25 protein-coding genes are annotated in these 23,992 nt (G+C 32.3%); 22 read left to right on the forward strand and 3 right to left on the reverse strand.

Going from position 1 to position 23,992, the window contains the following annotated elements; translation table 11 throughout:
* The first annotated feature begins 3 nt into the window (after positions 1 to 3).
* The 13 genes from U472_RS10055 (at position 4) to U472_RS10110 (ending at position 12,663) form a co-directional block, all read left to right on the forward strand.
* Positions 4 to 2,472, forward strand: a complete 2,469-nt coding sequence (locus tag U472_RS10055; RefSeq protein ID WP_068718072.1) for a heavy metal translocating P-type ATPase — start codon at positions 4 to 6, stop codon at positions 2,470 to 2,472.
* A gap of 86 nt (positions 2,473 to 2,558) precedes the next feature.
* The gene (locus tag U472_RS10060; protein WP_068718074.1) at positions 2,559 to 2,768 is read left to right on the forward strand and encodes a heavy-metal-associated domain-containing protein; all 210 of its coding nucleotides are present in this window, start codon (positions 2,559 to 2,561) and stop codon (positions 2,766 to 2,768) included.
* Between the two features lie 105 nt (positions 2,769 to 2,873).
* Entirely contained in the window at positions 2,874 to 3,317 is a 444-nt protein-coding gene (locus U472_RS10065; RefSeq protein ID WP_068718076.1) for a SoxR reducing system RseC family protein, read from the forward strand.
* A gap of 35 nt (positions 3,318 to 3,352) precedes the next feature.
* Complete coding sequence (locus tag U472_RS10070; protein ID WP_068718077.1) at positions 3,353 to 4,420, forward strand: saccharopine dehydrogenase family protein; 1,068 nt, start codon at positions 3,353 to 3,355, stop codon at positions 4,418 to 4,420.
* 18 nt (positions 4,421 to 4,438) lie between these two features.
* Positions 4,439 to 6,652 carry a spermine/spermidine synthase domain-containing protein gene (locus U472_RS10075; RefSeq protein WP_068718078.1) on the forward strand — a complete coding sequence of 738 codons (2,214 nt, stop codon included), beginning with the start codon at positions 4,439 to 4,441 and terminating at the stop codon, positions 6,650 to 6,652.
* A gap of 11 nt (positions 6,653 to 6,663) precedes the next feature.
* Positions 6,664 to 6,786 (forward strand): hypothetical protein, encoded by a 123-nt coding sequence (locus U472_RS17430; RefSeq protein ID WP_281201094.1) that lies wholly within the window; start codon positions 6,664 to 6,666, stop codon positions 6,784 to 6,786.
* 70 nt (positions 6,787 to 6,856) lie between these two features.
* Positions 6,857 to 7,087: a DUF2933 domain-containing protein gene (locus tag U472_RS10080; RefSeq protein WP_068718079.1), complete on the forward strand. Its 231-nt coding sequence runs from the start codon at positions 6,857 to 6,859 to the stop codon at positions 7,085 to 7,087.
* 91 nt (positions 7,088 to 7,178) lie between these two features.
* The gene (locus tag U472_RS10085) at positions 7,179 to 7,454 is read left to right on the forward strand and encodes a metal-sensitive transcriptional regulator (RefSeq protein ID WP_068718081.1); all 276 of its coding nucleotides are present in this window, start codon (positions 7,179 to 7,181) and stop codon (positions 7,452 to 7,454) included.
* 131 nt (positions 7,455 to 7,585) lie between these two features.
* A complete protein-coding gene (locus U472_RS10090) occupies positions 7,586 to 8,329 on the forward strand; it encodes a cytochrome c biogenesis CcdA family protein (RefSeq protein ID WP_176714140.1) in 744 nt (247 codons plus the stop codon).
* Between the two features lie 37 nt (positions 8,330 to 8,366).
* Positions 8,367 to 9,008 carry a methyltransferase family protein gene (locus tag U472_RS10095; RefSeq protein WP_083189856.1) on the forward strand — a complete coding sequence of 214 codons (642 nt, stop codon included), beginning with the start codon at positions 8,367 to 8,369 and terminating at the stop codon, positions 9,006 to 9,008.
* Positions 9,009 to 9,048: 40 nt separating this feature from the next.
* Positions 9,049 to 9,342 carry a hypothetical protein gene (locus U472_RS10100; RefSeq protein ID WP_068718089.1) on the forward strand — a complete coding sequence of 98 codons (294 nt, stop codon included), beginning with the start codon at positions 9,049 to 9,051 and terminating at the stop codon, positions 9,340 to 9,342.
* A 436-nt stretch (positions 9,343 to 9,778) separates the two neighbouring features.
* Positions 9,779 to 10,840, forward strand: coding sequence for a Gfo/Idh/MocA family protein (locus tag U472_RS10105; protein WP_068718091.1), 1,062 nt, complete (start codon positions 9,779 to 9,781; stop codon positions 10,838 to 10,840).
* Positions 10,841 to 11,313: 473 nt separating this feature from the next.
* Positions 11,314 to 12,663 carry an FAD-dependent oxidoreductase gene (locus U472_RS10110; RefSeq protein ID WP_068718093.1) on the forward strand — a complete coding sequence of 450 codons (1,350 nt, stop codon included), beginning with the start codon at positions 11,314 to 11,316 and terminating at the stop codon, positions 12,661 to 12,663.
* A gap of 36 nt (positions 12,664 to 12,699) precedes the next feature.
* Here the strand turns inward: U472_RS10110 and cooS are convergent, their stop codons facing one another.
* The gene (gene cooS / locus U472_RS10115) at positions 12,700 to 14,838 is read right to left on the reverse strand and encodes an anaerobic carbon-monoxide dehydrogenase catalytic subunit (RefSeq protein ID WP_068718095.1); all 2,139 of its coding nucleotides are present in this window, start codon (positions 14,836 to 14,838) and stop codon (positions 12,700 to 12,702) included.
* A gap of 141 nt (positions 14,839 to 14,979) precedes the next feature.
* On the opposite strand from cooS, the gene U472_RS10120 reads away from it, so the two are divergent.
* The 8 genes from U472_RS10120 to U472_RS16820 all read left to right on the forward strand — a co-directional run bounded on the left by U472_RS10120 (position 14,980) and on the right by U472_RS16820 (position 22,463).
* On the forward strand, positions 14,980 to 15,738 hold the full coding sequence (locus U472_RS10120; RefSeq protein ID WP_068718097.1) for a DUF438 domain-containing protein: 759 nt from the start codon (positions 14,980 to 14,982) through the stop codon (positions 15,736 to 15,738).
* 82 nt (positions 15,739 to 15,820) lie between these two features.
* Positions 15,821 to 16,246 (forward strand): flavodoxin domain-containing protein, encoded by a 426-nt coding sequence (locus U472_RS10125; RefSeq protein WP_068718100.1) that lies wholly within the window; start codon positions 15,821 to 15,823, stop codon positions 16,244 to 16,246.
* Between the two features lie 499 nt (positions 16,247 to 16,745).
* A complete protein-coding gene (locus tag U472_RS10130; RefSeq protein ID WP_068718101.1) occupies positions 16,746 to 17,960 on the forward strand; it encodes an NAD(P)/FAD-dependent oxidoreductase in 1,215 nt (404 codons plus the stop codon).
* A 50-nt stretch (positions 17,961 to 18,010) separates the two neighbouring features.
* Positions 18,011 to 18,229, forward strand: a complete 219-nt coding sequence (locus U472_RS10135; protein WP_068718103.1) for a YuzB family protein — start codon at positions 18,011 to 18,013, stop codon at positions 18,227 to 18,229.
* 226 nt (positions 18,230 to 18,455) lie between these two features.
* Positions 18,456 to 20,057: a methyl-accepting chemotaxis protein gene (locus tag U472_RS10140; protein WP_068718105.1), complete on the forward strand. Its 1,602-nt coding sequence runs from the start codon at positions 18,456 to 18,458 to the stop codon at positions 20,055 to 20,057.
* A 223-nt stretch (positions 20,058 to 20,280) separates the two neighbouring features.
* Positions 20,281 to 21,879 (forward strand): bacteriohemerythrin, encoded by a 1,599-nt coding sequence (locus U472_RS10145; RefSeq protein ID WP_083189857.1) that lies wholly within the window; start codon positions 20,281 to 20,283, stop codon positions 21,877 to 21,879.
* A 182-nt stretch (positions 21,880 to 22,061) separates the two neighbouring features.
* A complete protein-coding gene (locus U472_RS17435) occupies positions 22,062 to 22,187 on the forward strand; it encodes a hypothetical protein (RefSeq protein ID WP_281201096.1) in 126 nt (41 codons plus the stop codon).
* A 63-nt stretch (positions 22,188 to 22,250) separates the two neighbouring features.
* Positions 22,251 to 22,463: a hypothetical protein gene (locus tag U472_RS16820; protein ID WP_176714141.1), complete on the forward strand. Its 213-nt coding sequence runs from the start codon at positions 22,251 to 22,253 to the stop codon at positions 22,461 to 22,463.
* A gap of 91 nt (positions 22,464 to 22,554) precedes the next feature.
* Here U472_RS16820 and U472_RS16825 read toward each other — a convergent pair whose 3' ends face one another.
* Positions 22,555 to 22,692: a hypothetical protein gene (locus U472_RS16825; protein ID WP_176714142.1), complete on the reverse strand. Its 138-nt coding sequence runs from the start codon at positions 22,690 to 22,692 to the stop codon at positions 22,555 to 22,557.
* A gap of 357 nt (positions 22,693 to 23,049) precedes the next feature.
* Between U472_RS16825 and U472_RS10155 the strand changes: the two genes are divergently transcribed.
* Positions 23,050 to 23,397: a DUF3221 domain-containing protein gene (locus tag U472_RS10155; RefSeq protein WP_068718109.1), complete on the forward strand. Its 348-nt coding sequence runs from the start codon at positions 23,050 to 23,052 to the stop codon at positions 23,395 to 23,397.
* A 72-nt stretch (positions 23,398 to 23,469) separates the two neighbouring features.
* On the opposite strand, the gene U472_RS10160 is transcribed toward U472_RS10155, so the two are convergent.
* Positions 23,470 to 23,976, reverse strand: a complete 507-nt coding sequence (locus tag U472_RS10160) for an HD domain-containing protein (RefSeq protein WP_068718111.1) — start codon at positions 23,974 to 23,976, stop codon at positions 23,470 to 23,472.
* Between the last annotated feature and the right edge of the window lie 16 nt (positions 23,977 to 23,992).

Raw genomic sequence — 23,992 nt, forward strand, 5'->3', positions numbered from 1 at the left:
GATATGTCAGAAGCAAAAGCTTTACAGAAAGAATCACTAAAAATTAAAGGAATGAGCTGTGCTAGTTGTGCACAAAGTATCGAGAATGCATTAAATAAACTCGATGGAGTAGAAGAGGCAACTGTTAACTTTGCTGTTGAGAAAGCAACTGTTAAATATGATGCTTCTAAACTTAAAGTTGAAGATTTAATTAAAACAGTTAAGGATACTGGTTATGAGGTCGCCTTTGATAAGGTCAGTTTGAAAATAGGTGGAATGACTTGTGCTAGCTGTGCTCAAACTGTAGAAAGAGCCTTAAATAAAGCAACAGGAGTATCTGATGCTAGAGTTAATTTTGCTACAGAAAAAGCAAATATTGAATTTAACTCTGATTTAATCAGTGAAAAAGAGTTGAAGAAGATTGTAGCTGATACTGGTTATGAAGTAATTGAAAGTAAGGAAAGTGAAGAAGATCAGGAGAATGAGGATTTAAGAAAGGTCAAAGAAGCCAAAACTAAGATGCTATGGGCTTGGGGATTTACTATCCCAATTATCTTATTGATGATTCCCCAGATGTTCTTTGGAGTGGCTTTACCGACAGAGAGTACTTATCATTTAATTCAGATTATTTTAGCTATACCAGTCTTATTTTGGGTAGGAAAGGAAACCTTTGTTACTGCATATAAGGCAATTAATCATGGTAGTGCTAATATGGATGTCTTGATTGCTATGGGAACAGGAGCAGCCTTTGTTACAGGCCCTGCGACTTTCTTTAGTCCAATTGCTAACTATGCAGGGGTAGCTGCTATGATTATGGGCTTCCATTTAACTGGTCGTTATATTGAAACTAGGGCTAAAGGTCAAGCATCTCAAGCAATTAAGAAGTTATTAGAGCTTGGTGCTAAGACTGCTACTGTTATTAGAGATGATGAGGAAGTAGAGATTCCTATTGAAGAGGTAGAGATTGGTGATGTAATGATAGTTAAGCCTGGAGAGAAAGTACCAACTGATGGTGAGATTATCGAAGGTGAAAGTGCCTTAGATGAATCGATGGCAACTGGAGAATCAATGCCTGTTAAAAAATCGATCGGTGATGAGGTAATTGGAGCTACGATCAATCAACGAGGTTTAATTAAAGTAAAAGCTACTAAGATAGGAAAGGATACTTTCTTGTCTCAAGTTATTAAGATGGTTGAAGAGGCACAGGGTACTAAGGTACCGATTCAAGAGTTTGCTGATAGGGTAACTAGCATCTTTGTGCCTACTGTATTAATAATTGCAGTATTAACCTTTGTCTTATGGTTAGTCTTTCCTGATACTTTATCTGGTATTACTAGCTGGGCAGCAGTTTATATACCTTGGGTTGACCCTTCTTTAACTGGAATTACTGCTGCTATCTTTGCTACAATAGCTGTGTTAGTAATTGCTTGTCCGTGTGCTTTAGGATTAGCAACACCGACAGCTTTGATGGTAGGAACAGGAATTGGAGCAGAGAATGGTGTGTTAATTAGAAAAGGTGAAGCAATTCAGACCTTAAAGGAAGTTCATACTATAGTCTTTGATAAAACAGGAACTATTACCAAAGGAAAGCCTGAAGTTACTGATTTGGTACCTAGTGATGATTTTAGTCAAGAAGAGTTATTAAAATTTGCTGCTAGTGTAGAAGCGGGTTCAGAGCATCCTTTAGGTGAGGCCATCGTCAGAAAAGCTAAAGAGGATAACCTTGATTTAGCAGATATTAATAACTTTGAATCTATTACTGGTAAGGGAGTTAAAGCTGAGATTGATGATCAAAGGGTACTTATTGGTAGTAGAAGATTAATGGAAGAGTCAGGTATTAAAGTAAGTCAAGTAGAAGATGAGATGCAACGCTTAGAAAAAGAAGCTAAAACTGCTATGTTAATTGGTGTAGAAGATAAGTTAGCTGGTATAGTTGCAGTTGCTGATGCTCTTAAAGAGGATTCTAAGAAAGCGATTGCAGAGTTAAAAGAACTAGGTCTTGAAACTGCTATGATAACTGGTGATAACCAACGAACTGCTAAAGCAATTGCTAAAGAGGTAGGAATTGACCATGTGGTAGCAGAGGTCTTACCTGATGGTAAGGTTGATGAGATTATAAAACTACAGGATAAATTCGGTGCTATTGCGATGGTAGGTGATGGAATCAATGATGCTCCTGCTTTAACTCAAGCCGATGTAGGGATTGCCATTGGTACTGGAACAGATATTGCTATTGAATCTTCTGATGTTACATTAGTTAGAGGAGATTTGTCTTCAGTAATTACAGCAATTAAATTATCTAGAGCTACCTTTAAGAAGATTAAGCAGAATCTATTCTGGGCATTTATCTATAATACAGTGGCTATTCCTGTAGCAATTTTGGGATTGCTTCATCCAATTATTGCTGAGGCTGCAATGGCAACTAGTTCAATTAGTGTAGTTACTAACGCTAACCTATTAAGAAAGGTTGATATTAAGCCTAAATATAAATAGTAGTAAGATGTAAGTAGTGATTAATAAGCTTTAACTTCTTACATCTTACTACTCACTAATTACTGAAATTAAAGGAGATGATAATTATGAAAAAGACTATTAAAATTGAAGGAATGACTTGTGGACATTGCGCAGGAAGGGTAAAGAAAGAGTTAGAAGAGATTTGTGGAGTAACAAGTGCTGATGTTAGTGCAGAAGAGAAGAGAGCTATCGTTGAGTTAGCTCATGAAGTAGAGGATAATAGGTTTGAGGCAGCTGTAGCCGAAGCTGGATATGAGGTTGTAGGAATAGAGTAAATATAAGTATTAGCTTAAGAGGGGGTGCTAAGTCAACCCCTCTTAAGCTAATTTTTAGATACAATACAGAGGTATGGTGTTGCCTTTATTAAAGGAGGTATTGTTGTGGAAGAGATAGGCGAAGTAGTTGTTAATAATGGTAAATCGGCTATAGTCAGGATTGAACGCTACTCAGCTTGTAGTAAGTGTAAGAAGAAATGTGAATTAGCTGAGGATCATGAGAGTGGTGAGATGTTAGTAGAAGTGGATAATCCAGTTGGAGCTGTTGAAGGGCAGCAAATAAGCTTGAAGATGGAAGGTAAGAATTTGGTCTTTTCGGCATTATTGATTTATTTGTTTCCTTTATTTAGCATGATTCTAGGTTATTTTACAGGTACTTATCTAATGCCTTTAGAGAATGAATTTTCTGGTATAATAGGAGCATTAAGTTGTTTAGGAATTGCATTTTTAATAATTAAATTAGTAAGTACTAGAACAGCTATTCAGCCTAAAATTACTAGAGTTGTAAGCAATCCAACTGATAATAACAATAATTTTAGCTGCCACTAGCGAATGTAAAGAATGTTTGAAAGGTTGTTAAAATCATGAGAGATAAAATATTAGTTGTTGGTGGATATGGCAAGGTAGGGCAAGTTATCTGTAAAGATTTAGGTAGCAAATTTCCAAGAAAAGTTATTGCAGCTGGGAGAAATTATGAAAAAGCAAGAAGGTTTGCTCAAAAAAGTAATGGAGATATATTGCCTTTGGAATTTGATATCTTTGCAGGCAAAGATAGAAATAAAGTATTAGAAGAAGTTTTTCTTGTAGTAATGTGTGTAGATCAAAAAGATATAAAATTTATTGAGTCTTGTTTAAAAAATGGTATCCATTATATTGACATTACAGCATCCTACAATTTTCTAGCAAAGGTTAAATCATTACAGGATACAGCTAAAGCTTCAGATACTACTGCTGTTTTGAGTGTTGGGTTGTCTCCGGGAATTACGAATTTATTAGTCAAATACAGTAAATCTCACCTAGATGTTCTAGATAGAGTTGATATTTCTGTAATGCTTGGGCTTGGAGAAGAGCATGGAAAAGCTGCAATTGAATGGATGATTGATAATATAAATACGGTATTTAAAGTTATTAAAGGTGGGGGATTGAAAGAAGTCAAAAGCTTTGAGGATGGTAAAAGAATAGCCTTTCCTAGAAATCTTGGTAGTAGGATTACTTATCGATTTAATTTTGTAGAACAACATATCTTACCTAAAACACTTAATATCAAGACTGTTTCACATCGTATCTGTTTTGATTCTAAATTGGTTACAAGGCTTTTAGCTCTTTTAAAAAAATTAGGTTTTTTTAACCTTTTAAAAGTAACCCTTTTTAGAAAAATGATTATAAAAATTTTTGAAAAAATTAATCTGGGATCAGATTTATTTGCAGCTAAGGTAGATGCTTTAGGTAAGAAAGATGGAAAAGAAATAAAATTTGAATGCTCTATTTTAGGAAATAATCAATCTAAAATTACAGGAAAAATTACATCAATTATAGCTAATTATATCTATACTAAAAAATATCCTGCTGGAGTATATCATATCGAAGAGATTTTCAGTATAGAAGATATTATGGAAGAACTAAGTAAATATATTGAATTTTATCATAATTGATAGGCATGGAGGTTAAGTATGAAAAGGTCTAAAGAATCATTAACAATATTATTTATGGTTTCATTAACTTTATTTAGCTATGAATTACTTGCTAGTAGAATATTCTCAGTAATTTTACCTAATCATTTTGCTTATTTGGTAATTTCCTTTGCTATTTTGGGATTAGGACTTGGTGGGATACTAACTTATTTTCTAAGTAAGAATAATAAATATTCTTTAAAGCATTTCAGTTGGATTTATATCTTATCTTATATAGTAGTTATTTCAGTAATTATCTTAGCACCCTACCTAGGAAATCCAGTTTTTTATATTCTATTAGCGATAATTCCTTTTATTATAGGAGGGTCAATTATTTCTTATCTTTTTAAATTACAAGATGACCCTTATCAAAGCTATTCTGTAGATTTATTAGGTGGAGTACTAGGGCTTATTCTGGCAGTCTTATTAATGAAGTATTTAGGGTTAATTCAAACAATAATTATTACCTTTATTTTAGTTGTTTTATTGATGATGCTACCCTTTAAAGAGAATAAGCTAGTATTAGTTTTATCTTCAGTGATTATTCTTCTTATAGTCTTTAACTTTGGGCAATTAACTTCACTCTATGAGAATAACTTTAATAGTTTTAAAAGCAGTCCCCATATTGGATTTAATAGTTCTTTTGATATAAGAGAAAAGAGTCTTTTTACAAGGTGGAACGAATTTAGTAGAACCGATGTTTATCCTTTAAAGGAGGATCCTAATAGGTTATTAGTAGGAATGGATGGTGCCTCTTTTTCTTTTATGATTCGCTTTGATGGAGATTATAACAAGCTAGAGTATTTAAAAGAGGATATTGGTTATTTTCCTATGAAGGTAGGTAAACCTCAAAAGATTGCCTTAATTGGTCCTGGTGGAGGAGAAGAGATATTATATGCTTTATTAGCAGGGATTGAAGAGGTTACTGCGATTGAGATTAATGAGAGTACAGTCTTAGCTACCGAAGAATTAAAAGAGTTCAGTGGGGATATTTATAATCACCCACAGGTTAGAACGATTATTGGTGATGGGAGAAATGTAATTAGAAAAAGTGATCAAAAGTTTGACCAGATTTATCTCTCTTTAGTAATGACTAATCTCGGAAGTGGGATGGCCAATACCTTAGCAGAAAACTATATCTATACTAAAGAGGCTTTAGGAGATTATTTTAATAAATTGACTGATGAGGGTATAGTTAGCTTTCGTTTTCATGGTGAGCATGATTTATTGAAGATGTTAAGTACAGTAATTGAATACTCCTATGAAACAGGGGTGCCTTATACTAAGATATCTGATACTATTATTATTGGCTTTAAACCAATGAAGAATCATGGCTTAAAATATCCAGTAATGTTGGTTAAGCCTTCAGGATTTACTAAGGCTCAGGTTAATAATATCTATCAATTAATGGTTAAATATAATGTACAGCCTCTTCATCTGCCTAGAATTTTTGAAGATGATTCTTTAAAGAAGATGAAAGAGGGAGAATGGACTTTAGAAAATTTGACTAGTCAAATTCCAGCTAATATTGATGCTACTAGTGATAATCAGCCTTTCTTCTATAATTTCGAACAAGGTATTCCTACTACCTTATCATTGATATTGGCAGTATCTACATTGTTACTATTAATCTTATTTAATATTGGGACTAGAAAGATTAAAGAGGAGAACTTTGTGGAATTATTCTTCTTTTTTACTCTCTTAGGTATGGCTTTTATTATACTAGAGATAACTTTAATTCAGAAATTAACCTTATATTTAGAGCATCCTATTAATTCCTTTGTGACGGTAATAGTATCTTTACTAGTAGGTGCTGGAATATCTAATTTGTTTTATTCTAAAAAAGAAATATTCAAAGATAAGAATCCTATCTTTTATTTAATTGGATTAGCTACAGTTGAGCTTATATTAATCAATAAAGTATTATATTGGACTGGAATTAAAGAAGTAGGATTTAAGATGATTTTTATTAGCTTATTACTTTTATTTTTAGGCTTTTTTATGGGGCTACCTTTCCCAAAAATGCTAGCCAGATTAAAAGAATCAGAATTAAATCAATTTATACCTTATGCTTGGGGAATTAATGGAGTTGGAATAGTAATAGGTTCTGTACTCACTTTAATTGTGGCAATGATTTTTGGTTTTAATCTAAGCTTTATTTTAGGGCTTATTCTTTATTTAATAGCTGCTTGGCTAATGGCTAAGTTAAAATAAGGAGGGATATGATGGAGATTTTGGCTGGGTTTATTTTAATAGGAATTGTAGTAGGATTATTTTATCTGATTGGTAAGAAGATAGGTGCCTTTAAACAGAAGAATAACAATGATGATGATTTTTCTTGCCACTAGGAAATAATGGAGAATTGAAAGTTGAAAATTGAGAATTAAATTCTTAACTAAAAAAGAGGAGTGATGTAAGATGAATAAAAAGAAATCTCATGGTGGACATGGATTGATGATGTTACTTTGTTGTTTAGTTATGTTTGGAGCCTTTTGGTTTGTAGGTACTTCGCAGGGAGGAGAGGCGAGTTCTTGGAGTTGGTTATTATTCTTACTCTGCCCATTGATGCACATCTTCATGATGAAAGGGATGATGGGTCATAAACATGATGAAGATGATAAGAATAATGATAATCAAAGTTGCCACTAAGATAATTGAGAATTGAAAGTTAAGAATGGAGAATTAAAATCTAAAGTTCTTAAATTATCAATTCTATATTCTAAAAAAGGAGGTAATAATTATGTCATCATATTGTGGAAATAAGAAGGATTTAATTACTAGATTAAAACGAGTAGAAGGTCAAGTAAGAGGCATTCAAAATATGATAGATGATGAAAAGTATTGTGTCGAGGTTTTAACTCAGATTGCAGCAATAAAAGGAGCTTTAAATAAGGTGGGGATGAGTATTTTAGAGTCCCATACCCATGGTTGTGTTAAAAATGCTGTAGATGTAGGTGAAGAAGGTGATGAGGTTATTAGTGAACTGATGGATGTAATTTTTAAATTTACTAAATAAAATTTTATTGATTAATGATTGTCTAAGAATTGACTTAAAGGAAATATATAATTTTAAGAATATCTTTTAAGAGGCTAAGCATATACTTATTATAATAATACCCCTAGGCGGTATTTTAAGGAGGAATGTTAGTGGAAAGTATATATTTAGTCTCTTTTATCATTGGTTTTTTTTCTTTTTTATCACCTTGTATTATTCCGATGATTACTGTCTATTTTACCTTAATTACTGGACTATCTTTAGAGGATTTACAATCGGCAACTATACAAAAGAAGATGAAAGCTCACATTGTAATTAGTACTTTGGTCTTTATTTTAGGGTTTACTCTAGTATTTACTTTAATTGGTGGGTTAGTTAGTGAAATTGGTCATTTTTTTAAGGATAATATTAGATATTTTAACATAGTTGGAGGAGTATTTATTATCCTTTTAGGATTAAAGATGGCTGGACTAATCAAACTAAATTTTCTACATAAGCTTGATTTTAGTAATAGGGTCGATGTTAGGTCTGTTCCTCAAGGCTATAAGTATCTTAGTACTTTTTTAGTAGGTGTCTTTTTTGCTATAGTCTGTTCCCATTGTATTGCCCCTACCTTTTATTCAGTCATAATGTTAACAGGAACAACAGAGATTAATGGTGCTGTAGTGATGTTCTTCTTTTCAATAGGTTTAGGTGTTCCTTATCTCTTAGTAGGATTATCTTTTAATAAGGCGATTCCTATAATTAAAAGATTGAGTAAATATGGCAGAGATATACAATTGGTTATGGCTTTAATTTTAATAACTCTTGGTATCTTTATGATGACCAATAAACTCACCTTATTAACTAAAATTTTAGATAAATTATTACCTTTTAAGCTACCTTATAGTTTTTAATGTTAAGAATTGAAAAATTAGAAGAGGAGGGATGTTAATGAACTATGATTATGGGTTATGGTCGATAGTAATAATCAATGTTTTATGGGTGCTATTCTTTGTAATTAGCTTTATTCGTCCTAAAAAGAAGTATGAATGGAGAAGTATGGGAGTAGTTAGTGCCTTTTTTGTAGCTTTATTTACTGAAATGTATGGTTTTCCTTTAACAATTTACTTATTAACTTCAATCTTTGGAATTAAGATACCGGTCCTAAATCCCTTTGGACATGAGAGTGGTCATTTATTGGCGAGTTTTGGAGTTGGGGTAGAGAAAGCATTACTAATCTGTCAAATAGGTAGCTTTATCTTTGGTTTAGGGCTAGTAATTATGGCGATAGGCTGGTGGCAGATACATCGGGGTCAAGGAGAGCTAGTTACTGATGGAATCTATCGTTATGTCCGTCACCCTCAGTATTTAGGCATCTTTATGTTAACAATAGGAATGATGATTCAATGGCCTACTTTATCGACTTTTATTATGCTACCGATATTATTATATTCCTATTATAAATTAGCTAAAAGAGAGGAAGCTGTTGTTTTAGAAGAGTTTGGTGAGGAATATGAGGATTATATGAGAAAGACTCCTGCCTTCTTTCCAGTTAGATTTAATAAAGCCGATAGAATAATAGAAGAGGTTTAATTGTAATAGAGCAATTAGAGAAAATTTAAGAGGTGACTAAATGAAGAATAGAGATACAGATAAAATAAAAAGGCTTTATGATAGGATTGCTCCAATTTATGATATTTTATCCATGGAGAATATAGAAAAAGTGGCTAGTTGGAAGGAGAGGTTATGGGAGAAGGTTAAACATTGCAGGATGTTAATTGATGAAGAGTTAGCAGGTAGTATTGCCGTTGCCGATATAGTTAAAGTAGGTAGTGCAGCAACAGTTAAGACCCTTCATCAGATGAGGGTTAATAGTGTAGGGACGGTGATTGGTTCTGTTCTGAGTTTGATTTTAGCAATGGAGTGATGAAAGGGTATCATAGTCATAAGTGTGATGAAGATGATAAAAAAGATAATCAAAGTTGTCATTAAAACTAATTGATAGTTGAATAAAGATTATATTTATAAGATGTTTAACTACGATTAGTATCTCAATACTTTAATTTTTCAATAAAAATTTCTGTAATAAATTTAGGAAATGAATTATAACAGACTTTTAGATAAGAAAAAATCACTCTTAAAGAAAATTTAGAATTTTACTTGCTTTTTAAAGTAAAATGTGTGGAAGTTACAGCTCTTTAGTGTATTTTTGGGATAAGATATAAAGCAGTAGTAATTGCTAAAACTAGTTAAGTATAAAGATGATAATCGGTGCACAAGATATAATTGTATAGAGTATTTAAATTGTCCTAATAGATTAATCAATCATTAAACTAAAAAAGATACTATAGGAGTTGATAAATTTGCAAAAAGTAAAGGTAGCGATTATTGGTTGTGGCTTGGCTTGGGAGAGATTACATTACCCAGCTTACCAAGAGCTTCAAGATAAGTATGAGATAGTTGCATGTTGTGATATTGATAAAAATAAGGCAATTAAGGCTACTCAGGTGGCTGGTCTTGGTCAAGATAAGGCATATACTGATTATAGAGAGATGATTAACAGAGAGAGTTTAGATGCTGTTGATATTATGGTTCCTATTGAAGATAATTTCCCAGTGGCAGAAGATATAGCCCAAGTAGGGGTCAATATAATCTGTGAAAAGCCTCTTGCTACAAACTTAGAAGATGCTTTAGAATTTACTCAATTTGCCGACATGTATAAGATTAAAATTATGATTGCTGAAAACTTTAGATATAATGAAGAGAATAATATTATTAGAGATTTAATTAAGCAGCGTAAGATTGGTGATGTTGTCTACTTTATTAGTAATTATATCACTGATTTCCCTAAAGATATGTTAGGAAATACTTTTGCAGCTAAAGAGTGGCGACAGCATCCTGATTTTCCAGGTGGTAGATTATTAGATGGTGCTATCCATAATCTAGCGGGAATTCGCCATATCTTTGGTGCTATAGATAATTTACATGCCTTTGGTCAACCTCAAGAGGAAGATTATATGCCTTATCGCTCTGCTCACATCAATATGGAATTTAAAAGTGGTGTGATTGGACAGTTTTCTTACTTCCCCAGTGGTCAAGAGGCTCAACGCCCACTGTTAGGAACAAGAATCTTTGGTACTGAAGGGATGATCTATTTAGAAGAGAGAAAGTCTGGTATAGTAAATGTCTTTTACAATAATGGTAGTTCAGAACAGATTCCTTTCAAGCCTAAACGAGGTTTTTATAATGAATTATTAAACTTCTACAAAGACTTCACTCTCCAAGAGAGTATTTCTGTAGCTCCAGAGGTGGAGTTTGGAGACCTTAAAACTGTATTAGCGATCTTAAAGTCTATAGAAGAGAAGAAGGTAGTTAAGGTTGATGAGGTTGCTAAAGTCCAAAAACCTTCTATAACATTATCATAAATTAAAGAATAGAGAAGTTGTTTTAATAGACCAATAAATTTAAGCTAGATAGTTATTGAAAATTTAATTTAAAATATGTTAATAAGCCACAGAATTTATTCTGTGGCTTTTATAATACTATAATTGCTGCTAATATTTGTTAAGAAGTGATTGATAATAATATTCCAAATAAATCATAATATATTTTAGTAAGTAGATTAGTTTTTAGAACAATATAACTAATATTAGTTATACATAATAGAAAAATAATCTTTATAGATAATGGGATATTAGTATAATTATATTTGGGGCTTAACATAGTAAGTATCTACTAATCAGATTAAAAAGTGATTACATAGTAGAAGATTTAAAGCAGATGCTTCTGTAACAAGGAGAATTATTTTTATTATAGAAGGTATATTATAAGTATTTTAAGTAAATTAGATTCTTAGATATTTATTAGATGGATATAATATAGTTGAGGAGGCGATAAGATGAAAATAGTAATAATTGGTGGAGTTGCTGCAGGAACCAGTGCAGCAGCTAGAGCCAAAAGAATCAATCCTGAAGCTGAGATTGTAATCTTTGAAAGAGATAGTGATATCTCTTATTCTGGTTGTGGACTCCCTTATTATATATCTAATATAGTTGAAGAAAGAGATGGTGTTATTATCTATACGCCAGAGAGGTTTGAAGCGAAAAAAGGAGCAGAGGTTAAGTCACAACACTCTGTTGAAGATATATTGGTAGATAGTAAAGAGGTAATAGTTAGGGATATTTTAAGAGATGAGATTAACAGAGTAAAGTATGATAAGTTATTAATTGCTACTGGAGCAAGCCCTATTGTTCCTGAGATTAAAGGGATAGACTTAGATAATATCTTTCCATTAAGAAATGTCCATAATGCTGATAGAATCATTGATCATATCCAATTAAATCAGCCTAAAAAAGCGGTAGTTATTGGTGGTGGGTATATTGGTTTAGAGTTGACTGAGAGCCTATTAGAGCATGATATAGAGGTAAGTGTAGTAGAAAAAGCTCACCAAGTTTTAACTAATCTTGATGATGATATGGCAGAGATAGTTGTTGAGCATCTACAAGATAAAGGGGTAGAGGTAATTTTAGGAGATGGAGTTATAGAATTTCAAGGTGATAAGAGTGTAGAGCGAGTTATTACAGAATCAGGTCAAGAGTTGGACTGTGATTTTGTGATTCTAGCTATTGGTGTAAGACCAAATACAGACTTAGCAAAAAGGGCAGGGATTGAACTTGGTCAGACAGGAGCAATCAAGGTTAACTCCAAGATGGAGACCAATATTGCTGATATCTATGCAGCAGGAGATTGTGTCGAGAGTACCAATTTAATTACTGGTCAGCCGATTTGGGTACCATTAGGTTCTACTGCCAATAAGCATGGTAGGGTAGCAGGGAGTAATTTATGTGGAGTAGAGGATGAATTTAAAGGAATTTTAGCAACTTCAATTACTAAAGTATGTGACTTAGCTGTTGCTTGTACTGGGCTTACAGTTAGAGAGGCCAAAGAGAAAGGTTATGATGTGGTCAGCTCTGTAATTAAAGCAGGTAATCATGCTGGATATTACCCTGATTATACTAAAATTACTATTAAGTTAGTTGTAGAGAAAGATAGTGGTAGAGTCTTAGGAGGACAGATAATTGGTAAGGATGGTGTAGATAAGAGAATAGATGTCTTAGCTACAGCTATTCATAATGAAATGAAGGCAGCTGAATTGATTGATATTGATCTATCCTATGCACCACCTTTTTCTGTACCTAAGGATGGGCTGATGATAGCAGGTTTAGTGACTGATAAGAAAAGAAATTAAGAAGAAGTGGAGGGTTCTCCACTTCTTCTTTTTCATTTATAATCCTAACTCTTTTCGTTTCTTTTCAATATGGTCGACATAGATTTGGACTGTCTTTTCAGCATCCATCTCTACTACTACTTTTCCTAATCCAAGTGTTTCTGTAGTTTCGGTAAGGGTCTTAACTACTACATCACTACCAGTAATTGATGGTACTGGAGCAACATGTACCAACCAACCTAGTGCAACAGCAGTACAAGCATCGGCAACTGCTTTTTGTTCTAAGTATTCTGGTGCTCCAATTACTAATGGTAATTTATTAGTATCTACTTCTAAGGTGTCAGCAATCTCCTTAGCAGTTTGAGTCATTTTACCGATATCTACACAAGCACCATAGCTTAATACTGGAGGGATTCCTAATTGTTTACAGACGGCTTTTAGTCCCTCACCACATTCTTCGGCAGCTTTAGGGTTAGTTAATCCTGTGTATTCCATAACAGCAGAAGTACAACCACCAGAAAGAACTAAGATATCATTTTCTATTAATCCTTTGGTAATCTTGAAGATGTTACTTCCACCTTGACCATAACGAGCAGTTGTACATCCAACGATAGTAGCTATACCTTTAATATTACCATTAGCAATTTGGTCAATCAGTGGCTTGAAGTCTCCTCCAAGAGCTTCTTTAACTGATTCTGTGCTGAACCCAACGGTACAATCAGAAGTATGTGGGGGGATATAGGTTTCTCTATTAGAACCTTTACGTTCTTTAAAGGATTCAATAGCTTTATTCAAGGCTTTTTCTGCTTGTTCTTTCATCTTCTCAGGAACAAAGTCTAAGGTTTCGGTTCCTTGTAATTTAATAACAGGATGAGTACTTAGTAGCTTAGTACCAAACTTTTTAGCGAAAAGTGGCATAGTTGGTACAGTACAGTTATAATCGAACATAAACATATCGACTACTCCTGTAGCTAATAAGTATTCTTGGCTCAACCATTCACCTTCCTGTCCACCATATCCTTTCTGATTATGGGTACCTTCATAATTCATTAATTGTTGTCCTTCACAGACATGACCAAGAATCTGGATACCCTTTGCACCTGCATCTTTGGCTTTCTGTTGCCATTCATCACTAGAGGCAAGGTCGATTGCAACATGGGCAAGTAATGGCATATGACCATTAGTAACAACATTAATCATATTTTCATCTAAAAGACCCATATTCTGTTTCTTTTCAGTTATTTCTTGAGTTCCCATCAGGATTTCTTGAAGGATATCTAATAAGAATAATCCTTGATATTCATTAGCAACTCCTAAACGGACAGATCTTAATAAGAATTCAATTGGGTCAGAGTTGAAGTTGGTCATACATTGGGTTTGAGAATAAGCAACCTCACTATATCCACCACCTGGGAATAATCCAAGCTTTCTCCATAATTCTTTACGCTTAGCAGGAGCAAAGGCTTCAACGGCTTTAGATTCAATATGATAAGGACTATGAATATCATCTATAACCCAGTTAGCAAAATCAACTGCTACTTCTTCAATGGACTTACTTGAGTCTAGACCTGCCATCTCAGCATATTTCTTTAATTTTTCAGGGTCACGAATCTTCAATCCGCTCTCAGGATGTTTACCAGCAGCTTTTAAGGTTCTAGCAGCTTGTTGAGCGTGGAAGATATTGGCTGATGTACCGATAGTAACATGGCGGTACATAAAGTTTCTAGCAACCATAGTATGAGCATCAACACCACAGGTTCCACGCGGAGCTTTTGGATGAATACGACAAGGACCATTAGCACATAGTTGACAGGATAGTCCTTCTACACAGAATTTACATTGGATAGGCTGTTGTTCACTAAAGCGGTCAAAGACATTGGTCATCTCTGCCTTATTAACGACCTGATACATTTCTCTCATAGCAGGATCGATGATGACATTCATTGGGTAGCCATCTTTACCTTGATCATCCTTTTGAATATGCTCTCTCTGCCATTTATGTAGCTCTTCCATAGAAGGTGACTTTTCAAAATCATTATAATCTATCTTAAGGTCGTTATGAATATCACCATGGAGTTCAGGATCGTTATAATCTTTATTGGATAATTGAGAACCGATTGTTTTATCAGCTTGGGATTTTCCTTGCATTCTTTTAGCACTTCGTTCATAAGAGTTTTTTACATCTTTATCTGACATTAAACTACCTCCTTTTATTTTGTAAATTTGATTGAAATCACATACTGATAGTATTGATTAAAGTTATAATGAATATACAAAGAAAAAGTTATTTAAAAAATAATTAATGTTAATAGGTAATTATTGAAAGGGGGTATAGAAGTGAAAATTAATAAAATAGAATTGAAGGAATTATTAAAAAAATTGAATTCAGGCGAGGATGTTAGTGGAGTTAAAGAAGAAGCTAGGGCATTATTAGAAAGAATCAGTCCTAAGGAGCTATCTGAGACTGAACAGGAGCTGATTAATGAAGGTTTGCCAGAAACTGAATTACGCCATTTATGTGAAGCCCATATTGAAGTGATGGCAGAAGAACTAAAAGCATTAAAGGCAGAAGTGGAGGAAGGTCATCCCTTACAGGTTTTAATTGTTGAACATGATGAGATATTAAAGGTCTTAGATAGATTAGAGCAAGCAAATAAAGTAATCCAAGAGATGAATAGTTATGATTGTAACAATGATGTGTTTAAAGAGTTAAAGGAGGTATCTTATCTATTACTAGAGACTGAGAACCATCATAAGCGAGAGGAAGAAGCTTTATTTCCAGAGGTAGATTATACAGGAGTAACAGGACCAACGAGAATTATGAAGATGGAGCATGAAGATTTGTGGCCTAGAAAAGAGAAGATTGATTATTTAACTGAGCATATTGAAAAGATAGAATTTGATGATTTTAAAGAAGAGTTGAAAGATAATACGGAATATTTAATTTTAATATTAAGAGATCATATTTTTAAAGAGAATCATATTTTATATCCAACAGCTAAAGAGGTAATACCAGAAGGTAGATGGGAAGAGATTAAAAAGAATAGTGATAAGATTGGATATTGTTCTTTTACACCTAAGGACAATAAGAAGTAAAAAGTAATGTTGTTAATCTTTTAACTACTTACTAATCATTTCTCAGTACTCACTAATTACTGAAGTCAAGGAGGAGATACATATGGAAAAAGCAATTATTGTTTATGGTTCAACTATGGGAAATACTGAGGAATTGTCAGAGATATTAGAAGGAGTTTTAACAGAGAAGTATAATGTAAAACGAATTAATGTACTTAAGGCAGATGTAGATATGCTAAAAGATTTTGACTTAATTCTGTTAGGTTCATCAACTTGGGGGTCAGGAGAGTTGCAAGAAGATTTTTATGATTTTTATGATAATTTAGATAATATTGATTTATCATCTAAAAATGGAGTAGCCTTTGGAACTGGTGATGAATCTTTTCCAGAATTTTGTGGAGCTGTAGATTTATTAGAAGATAAATTAGTAGATTTAGGAGTTAAAGTCTTAGCTAAAGGGTTTAAATGGGATGGTGATTTAAGTCCTGAAGTTAATGATGAAGTTAAGGATTGGGTTGCAAACTTTTAGTAATAAGTGTTTTTGAATTATAGGGTATAGTATAAAATTAAAATTAGTGATTTGAAAAATAAATAATTTATTCTTCAAATCGCCTTTAAGTTTATTATTTGTTTGATTATAAATTCAGTTAAGCTTAGATTAAATAATAATAAAATTTTACTTTGAGGTTATATAATTAAAAGCGGTTCAACAACGAACTTTGTGATTAATGCCTATTTTATATAAGTTGAACTAATAATTTTTATAAAAGATATAAATCAAAATCTTTTTTGACGCAGACTAAAATCTGACTAAGATCTGATTTAAAACCTTTTATTATTTCATTTCTTATTTTTTAGTCCGCTTTTGTCTGCGTAAATCTGCGTCTAATAATTCTTTTGATTTTAAATTATTTTCACAAAAGTCGTGGAAGAACCAAAAAAGCTATTTTTAAGGAATTTAATTATAATAAAAATAATAAAGTATAGAATAATAGATAGTTAGTGCTTAATGACTGGAGGGAATAACTGTGGAAAAGATAGTAATCGTAGGTAATGGTATATCAGCAATTAATGCAATTAAGGCAATTAGAGAAATTGATAAAAAAAGTTCTATTGAACTCTTTGGTGAAGAGAAGTTCTATCCTTATAATAGAATTCGACTTTCAAAGGGGCTGTTAAGTAGCTTAGAAGAAGATAAGATATTGTTACAGAAGAAAAATTGGTATGATGAAAATAATATAGAACTTTACATAGACAAAAAAGTTAAGAGTATTCTTCCAAATGATAATAAAATTGAATTAGAGGATGGTACTAAAATTGAGTATAGTAAATTATTATTAGCACAGGGTGCTTCTAATCTTGTTCCACCTATTAAAGGTATAGATAAAAAATCAGTATTTACTTTAAGAGGTTTAAAGGATGCTTGGAATATAAGGGATGCAACTAAGAGTAGTAGTAAAGTTTTAATTATTGGTGGAGGAATTCAAGGGTTAGAGATAGCTTGGATTTTATCAAAACAAGGGAAGGATGTAACTATTGCTGAAATTTCATCTAATCTTATGCCTAGAGAATTAGATAAGAAAGCTGCTAAGATATTGGAAGAGGCAATGAAAGAAGCAGATATTGAGGTTTTATTAGATACTGAAGTAAAAGAAATTATTGGGGAAAATCAAGTAAAAGGGTTTTTGACTAAGAAAGGTAAAAAACAAGATTGTGATATGGTAATTTATTCTACAGGAATAAACCCCAATTTAAATGTTCTAACAGATACAGGTATTGAAAGCAATAGAGGAGTTCTTGTTAATGATAAGATGGAAACTAATATTGCCAATATATATGCTAGTGGTGATGTAGTAGAGTTTAATAATAGAATTTATGGTTTGTGGAATATGGCTATTGAGCAAGGAAAGACAGCAGGTTATAATATTGTAGGGAAAGAGGAGACTTATCAACATCTTGTTCCTGTTATTACCTTACGAGCTTTTGGGATTTCTTTATTTTCTATGGGAATTATAGATGAAGATAAAGCTAGCAATATCATAATAGAAGAAAAACATGAGGATAAATCTTATACTAAAATTTTACTTAAAGATAAACAAGTAATAGGTGCTATTGTAATTGGTGATATTAGAAAATCTCCAACTTTAAAAAAAGCTATTGAAGAAAAAATCAAATTAAAGAATGTTAATTTTAATAGTGTATCAATTGAAGAAATAATCCAAATAATAAGAAGAAATAGATAGTTAATTATTATTTTCAATTTTTTGTATTAATAAATTCGGAGGTGAGGTTAATGTCAGAAATAAGTTTTTGTGAAAATAATTTTGCTTATGGAACAGAAGAATTGGCAAATAAGCTTGAAAATGAATTAGATGGTGTCAGTGTAGAGGTAGAAGCTTGTTTAGGATATTGTGGTGATTGTGCTTTGGGACCTTTTGCTTTAGTAGACGGTGAATTAATTCAAGCAGATAGTGTAGAAGAACTATATGAAATGATTAAGGAAGAATTATAATACCTTAATTAGAGATGGTTATAGTTAAAAAATTAGCTATATTAATATAGCTAATTTTTTAATGTATATATTAATAGTAAAAGGATAAATACCACAAATAACCAAAAGGAGTTTATTTGATTATGGGGAATTATACATAACATAAATATTTATGTTGGTTATAGTTTTAATTTAATACTAAATCTTTAATAAATATAAACTTAAATTAAAGAGAGTGAGGAATATTATGAAAATATTTAGAAATATGCAAAATATTAAATTTAAGTTGCTCTGTTCTATATTAACAATAGTATTATTGGTTATAGTCGGTATTTCTGTAACTAGCTATTCTTTTATGAAGGATAGATTATATGAAGAAAAAAGATATAAATTAAAGAATCTTGTAGAGTCTAATCTAGGAACATTAAATTACTACCATAAGTTAGAAAAGCAAGGGTTTTTAAGTCAAAAAGAGGCTCAAGCTAGGGCTAAGGATTTAATTAAGAATACCACTTATGGGAGAGAAGGGCAGGATTATTTTTGGATAAATGACTTACAAAGCAGAATGATTATGCACCCTACAAGTCCTAAACTTAATGGTCAAGATGTATCTAACATTAAAGATTCTAATGGAGTACAGATATTTGTGGAGATGGTCGATATAGTTAAAGAAGAAGGAAATGGGTTTTTAGAGTATAGGTGGCAGTACTATGATGAAAAAGGGAGGATTGAACCTAAGTTATCCTATGTAGCAGGGTTTGAGCCTTGGGGATGGGTGTTAGGAACAGGCATATATATAGATGATATTAAAGCCAATCTAGCCAGTTTAATAAGAGTGATTAGTCTAGTAGCTACCATTACTTTCATATTGGTGACAGTAATAGTGTATTATTTAGCTAACTATTTTGCTAGACCAATTATTGAACTAACTTCTAAGGTTAATAAGTTTGCTCAAGGTGATTTAACTGTGGAAATTATAGTTGACCGAGAAGATGAGATTGGACAACTAGGAGAAAATCTAGAAATGATGCGTAATAATTTAAATAAATTGATTGCTGATATATTTGAAATAATAGAAAACTTATCAGCATATAGTGAAGAATTATCTGCTTCAGCACAAGAGGGTAATGCGACAATAGAATCGACTAATAGTTTAGTAGAGAATATGTCAGCAAATATTCAACAGATTGCAGCTAGTTCACAAGAAGTAACTAGTTTTTCTCAAAACGCAACTTCTCAAACTGAACAAGGGTTTATTAATATTCAAGAGACAATAGATAGTAATAAAGAAATCAATCGTGTTGTAGATAAGACCTTAGCAATGATAAGAAATTTGGAAGCCAATTCTAAAGAGATAGGAAAGGTTGTTGAATTTATTACTAATATTGCTGAACAGACTAATCTACTGGCATTAAATGCTGCCATTGAGTCTGCTAGAGCTGGAGAGTATGGGCGAGGTTTTGCAGTGGTAGCTGATGAAATTAGAGAGTTGGCTAAGGAGACCAATAGTGCTACTGATAATATTAGTAGTTTGATTAAAGAGATACAAAACTTATCTACTGGTGGATTAACAGCTATTAACCATGTCAAGGATAAGGTTAAAGAGGGAGAGGTTATTGCAGAGAAGGCAGGTCAAAGTTTTGAAAATATTAAAAAATATAGTATAGAAACTTCTACTCAAATTGAGCAAACAACACTATCTGCTCAAAGCTTGGCAGGAAGTAGTGAGCAATTAATGGGTTCTTCTCAAGATATAGTAAATATGTCTAGTGAAGTAGCTAATTCTGCTCAGGAATTGACTAAAATGGCTCAAAACTTACAAGAATTAATTCATAGCTTTAAGATTTAAGAATTAATAAATTAAGTGGGTATCTAATTTTATAAGAAATTATCTTAAAAGACCTAGTTAAAGGATCCTTTAACTAGGTCTTTTAGTAAGTGAGATAAAGTATTAAATAAAAAAGTGAGCTAAATAATAGAGGCTTTGCAGGAGTTTAGTTATAATTAGGTTAATATTATAGATGAATCTTAATTTATTATGAGATAAAATTCAAACTAAAGGGTGGGATGGTATGTATCTTATGAATTTGAAAATCAAACATAAAATCTTATTAAGCATAACTCTGGGGTTGATCGTTGCATTGTTAAGTGTTGGAATAGTGGTTAATTTACAATTCAATAATTTTGTAGAGAAGCAAAATGTCAATTTAGAAGATCTTAAAATTGAGATATTAACTGCTATAGGGGTTACTTTTATCATTATATCTCTTCTAATTACCTTTATTATGCTAAGGTTATCTAATTACATAAGCAAAGGCTTGGCTAAGATTACATATGGGATGAAGCAGTTAGCTACAGGAGATTTAACTATCAGATTAGAGGTTAATAAGCAGGATGAATTTGGACAGCTTTATCAGTCTTTTAATGAGAGTGTTAAAGAGCAGAGTATTTTAGTCAATAAGATATTAGAAGATGCAGAGAGTTTATTATTATATAGTGAGATATTATCTGCCAGTACTGAGGAAGGTAATGCAGCTATCGAGACAACTAATCAATTGATTGAAAGTATGTCTGCTAATATTCAAGAGATATCTGCTAGTGGTGAAGAGGTAACCAGTTTTGCAGAAGAGTCTACAGCTCAGACCCAATCAGGTAAAGAGAATATGGTAGAGACAGTAAGTAGGATGGAAGAGATTAATCAGAAAGTCAAAGTTACTGTTGATTTAATCAAAGAGTTAAATAGCAATAGTGAAGAGATAGGTGGTATTATAGAGCTAATTACTAATGTTGCTGACCAAACAAATCTATTAGCATTAAATGCGGCAATAGAAGCTGCTAGAGCAGGAGAGCATGGTCAAGGCTTTACAGTAGTTGCAGAAGAGATTAGAGAGTTAGCTGAAGAGACCACTAAAGCTACTGTTAACGTTAAGAGGTTGATTGAGAATACTAGAATAAACTCTCAAAATGTGATTAAGGCTATTAAAGAGGTAGAAGAGAAGACTCTAGAAGGCCAAACTATTACAGAGAGTACTAATCAAATATTTGCTCAGATAGAAGAAGCCAGCGAAGAGACTACAGCACAGATTGAACAGATAGCTTATGGTGCTCAAGATTTAGCTAATGATAGTGAAGCATTGGTTTTAGCAGCCAAGGATATAGATAATATGTCCCAAGAGATTAATAATTCATCTAATGAATTAAAGGATAAAGCTAATGATTTAAAATCTCTAGTGGCTAAATTTGTCTTAGAAGATAAGGTAGCTGTGACCAAATGGAATGATAAGTATAAGGTTGGAGTAGAGAAGATTGATGAACAGCATAAGGGAATATTTGAAAGGGCAAATTACTTATTAGATGCCCACAAGAATCAAAGTAGTGAAAAGGATATTGAAGAAGTAATGGATTTCTTGGCAAATTATATCGATAAGCATTTTAGGGAAGAAGAAGAGATACAACGAAAGTATGAGTATCCAGATTATGAAAATCATAAGAAGATACATCACAATTTTGAAAGTAAGGTTAAGGAGGTTATAGCAGATTATAAAAATTCTACGGTAAAGGTCACTTCATTGATGAAGTTAAATAAGATGGTAACAGGTTGGTTAATAGAGCATATTAAAAGGGAAGATCAGAAGTTAGCTGAGTATATCAATAATAGTCAGATATCATAGTTAAAAGATACTCATCTGATTAATATTTAATTCAAGCCCACCTTATTAAGGTGGGCTTCTCTGTATTATTTGGCGTAAAGAGCCAAATAAAATAATTGAAAAGTATTTGGAATGGGTAGAGGGAAAAACAAAGGAAAAAGCAATTATTGTCTATGAAACCATGTGGGGATAGTACAGAGTTAATGGCGAAAAAGATTGCGGATGGTTTGATAGATGAAGGGATAGAAGTTCATTTTTATCGTAAGTCTAAGTCTGATAAGAATAATATTGTTAAAGAGTTTCTTGATGCTAAGGTAATTATCATTTGATCTTCTACTATTAATAATGTGATAATTCCTGAGCTAGTACCTTTATTAGAAGAATTGGAAGGATTGAGGTTTAAAAATAAGATAGGAGCAGCCTTTGGTTCATATGGTTGGCGAGGAGGTGCAACTAGAAGGATTGCTAAGAGATTAGAAAGAGCTAAGATTGAGTTGATTGGTGATCCTCTAGAGGTTGTATATGTTCCTGATAAAGAGCAATTAAGAAGTTGTTACGAATTTGGTGTAGAGCTTGCTAAAAGAATAAGAGAATCTATTAATTGAAGATATTTATAAATATATGCTAACTTTAAAAAGGCAAGGATTGCTCCCTGCCTTTTTCTTACTTGAAAGAAGGCATTACATTTTAAAGAAACTACTTTTTAGTTAGTCTACCTATCACAAATGCTCCAGTAGCTAAAGCTACTATCTTAGAATAGAATAACTGTGGATCCTTGTCTAATAGCATTTGGTCAAACCTTTTCTTCACTTTGAAGATAGATTTGAAATTCATAATATCCCCCTTTCGAGTTACTATTATAATTGCCATTATTTAAAGATAATATTCTAATTATTATAAATATAACTTTGAACTTCAATGCAAGAATCATCAGTTAATAGCTATATTGAGATATTTTATAATCTACAATATACAGTTTACAATTGATACGAAAGTGTGGCAATACTTCTCTATTGTATTAACGGTTTGTTAGTAAAAGAGATTATCGCTCTTGTTAGAATAAAAAGTATAATATTTACAATTGTTTTATGTTAAACTAATTTTGATTAGCCTTATCTGATACAATAACTGATATACTAGTTTAACTATAATAAACCAGTTAGAAAATAATATCAAAATGGAGTGATGGTTTTGAAGAATCTTTTCAAATTAGGTTTAATCCTTATAACCTTGTTATCTATTGCAGCTTGTGCTAAGGAGGAGTCTACTACAATTGAAGGTATAATAATGGAGGTAGAGGAGAATAGAGTCCTAGTTAGCCAAAGGGAGGATATTACAGTGGCTGATTTAAATAAGAGCCATGAGGAACTAGTTGCAGAGGGAGGATATGATTTAATTTGGATTAATACTGAAAAGTTAGATCAACAATTTGAGAAAGGATTAGGGGTCAATATTTGGATTAGCGGTAATATAATAGAGTCTTATCCTGCTCAAGCTACAGCAGAGAGAGTAGAGGTTTATGAGAGAGGTTTTTATTAAAGACACTTAGAGATACTTAAAAAATCCATTTCAATCACTATATTGAAATGGATTTTTTAAAGTAAACTATATTTAAGAAAATGATTTAATAAATAGACTTTTAGCTAAACTCTTAGCAACATCACTTAAATAAATTTTATCTATGACTTCTGCTAAAGGTTTCTTTTGATTTTCTAAACCATACTCTTCAGGTAAATTGACCAACCAATCAGCATCATAGAGTAGTTTGAAGTTGGTAGTCTTAATAGTTCCAGGAGAATGATGGTGCCCAATTATCTGACAGATTTCTTCTATTAGTTCTTTATTAATATCAAAGCTTGTAAGTATCTCTTTAGCGATAGGTGGACCTTCTATCTCCTGGTATTTACCAGCTGGGCTATTATATTTCTTTTCAGCCTGATGAATACCGATATCATGTAAGATAGCAGAATAGATGATTACCTCTGGATTGATATCATCACCTTGATATAGTTTGATTAATCTCTCAGCATAATTGGTTACTTGCAAGGCATGTTCTATTCTTCGCTGGTCATCTCCAAAATAGTTCTTCATTTCCTTAATTAATTCTTCTTTGAACATTAATTCCACCTCCTTG

Source organism: Orenia metallireducens (assembly GCF_001693735.1).
GTDB lineage: Bacteria > Bacillota > Halanaerobiia > Halobacteroidales > Halobacteroidaceae > Orenia > Orenia metallireducens.

Coding starts and splice junctions, on each gene's coding strand:
- U472_RS10055 (WP_068718072.1), top strand. CDS start 4: ATGTCAGAAGCAAAAGCTTTACAGAAAGAATCACTAAAAATTAAAGGA.
- U472_RS10060 (WP_068718074.1), top strand. CDS start 2,559: ATGAAAAAGACTATTAAAATTGAAGGAATGACTTGTGGACATTGCGCA.
- U472_RS10070 (WP_068718077.1), top strand. CDS start 3,353: ATGAGAGATAAAATATTAGTTGTTGGTGGATATGGCAAGGTAGGGCAA.
- U472_RS10075 (WP_068718078.1), top strand. CDS start 4,439: ATGAAAAGGTCTAAAGAATCATTAACAATATTATTTATGGTTTCATTA.
- U472_RS17430 (WP_281201094.1), top strand. CDS start 6,664: ATGGAGATTTTGGCTGGGTTTATTTTAATAGGAATTGTAGTAGGATTA.
- U472_RS10080 (WP_068718079.1), top strand. CDS start 6,857: ATGAATAAAAAGAAATCTCATGGTGGACATGGATTGATGATGTTACTT.
- U472_RS10085 (WP_068718081.1), top strand. CDS start 7,179: ATGTCATCATATTGTGGAAATAAGAAGGATTTAATTACTAGATTAAAA.
- U472_RS10095 (WP_083189856.1), top strand. CDS start 8,367: ATGAACTATGATTATGGGTTATGGTCGATAGTAATAATCAATGTTTTA.
- U472_RS10100 (WP_068718089.1), top strand. CDS start 9,049: ATGAAGAATAGAGATACAGATAAAATAAAAAGGCTTTATGATAGGATT.
- U472_RS10110 (WP_068718093.1), top strand. CDS start 11,314: ATGAAAATAGTAATAATTGGTGGAGTTGCTGCAGGAACCAGTGCAGCA.
- cooS (WP_068718095.1), bottom strand. CDS start 14,838: ATGTCAGATAAAGATGTAAAAAACTCTTATGAACGAAGTGCTAAAAGA.
- U472_RS10125 (WP_068718100.1), top strand. CDS start 15,821: ATGGAAAAAGCAATTATTGTTTATGGTTCAACTATGGGAAATACTGAG.
- U472_RS10135 (WP_068718103.1), top strand. CDS start 18,011: ATGTCAGAAATAAGTTTTTGTGAAAATAATTTTGCTTATGGAACAGAA.
- U472_RS10140 (WP_068718105.1), top strand. CDS start 18,456: ATGAAAATATTTAGAAATATGCAAAATATTAAATTTAAGTTGCTCTGT.
- U472_RS10145 (WP_083189857.1), top strand. CDS start 20,281: ATGTATCTTATGAATTTGAAAATCAAACATAAAATCTTATTAAGCATA.
- U472_RS17435 (WP_281201096.1), top strand. CDS start 22,062: ATGGCGAAAAAGATTGCGGATGGTTTGATAGATGAAGGGATAGAAGTT.
- U472_RS16825 (WP_176714142.1), bottom strand. CDS start 22,692: ATGAATTTCAAATCTATCTTCAAAGTGAAGAAAAGGTTTGACCAAATG.
- U472_RS10160 (WP_068718111.1), bottom strand. CDS start 23,976: ATGTTCAAAGAAGAATTAATTAAGGAAATGAAGAACTATTTTGGAGAT.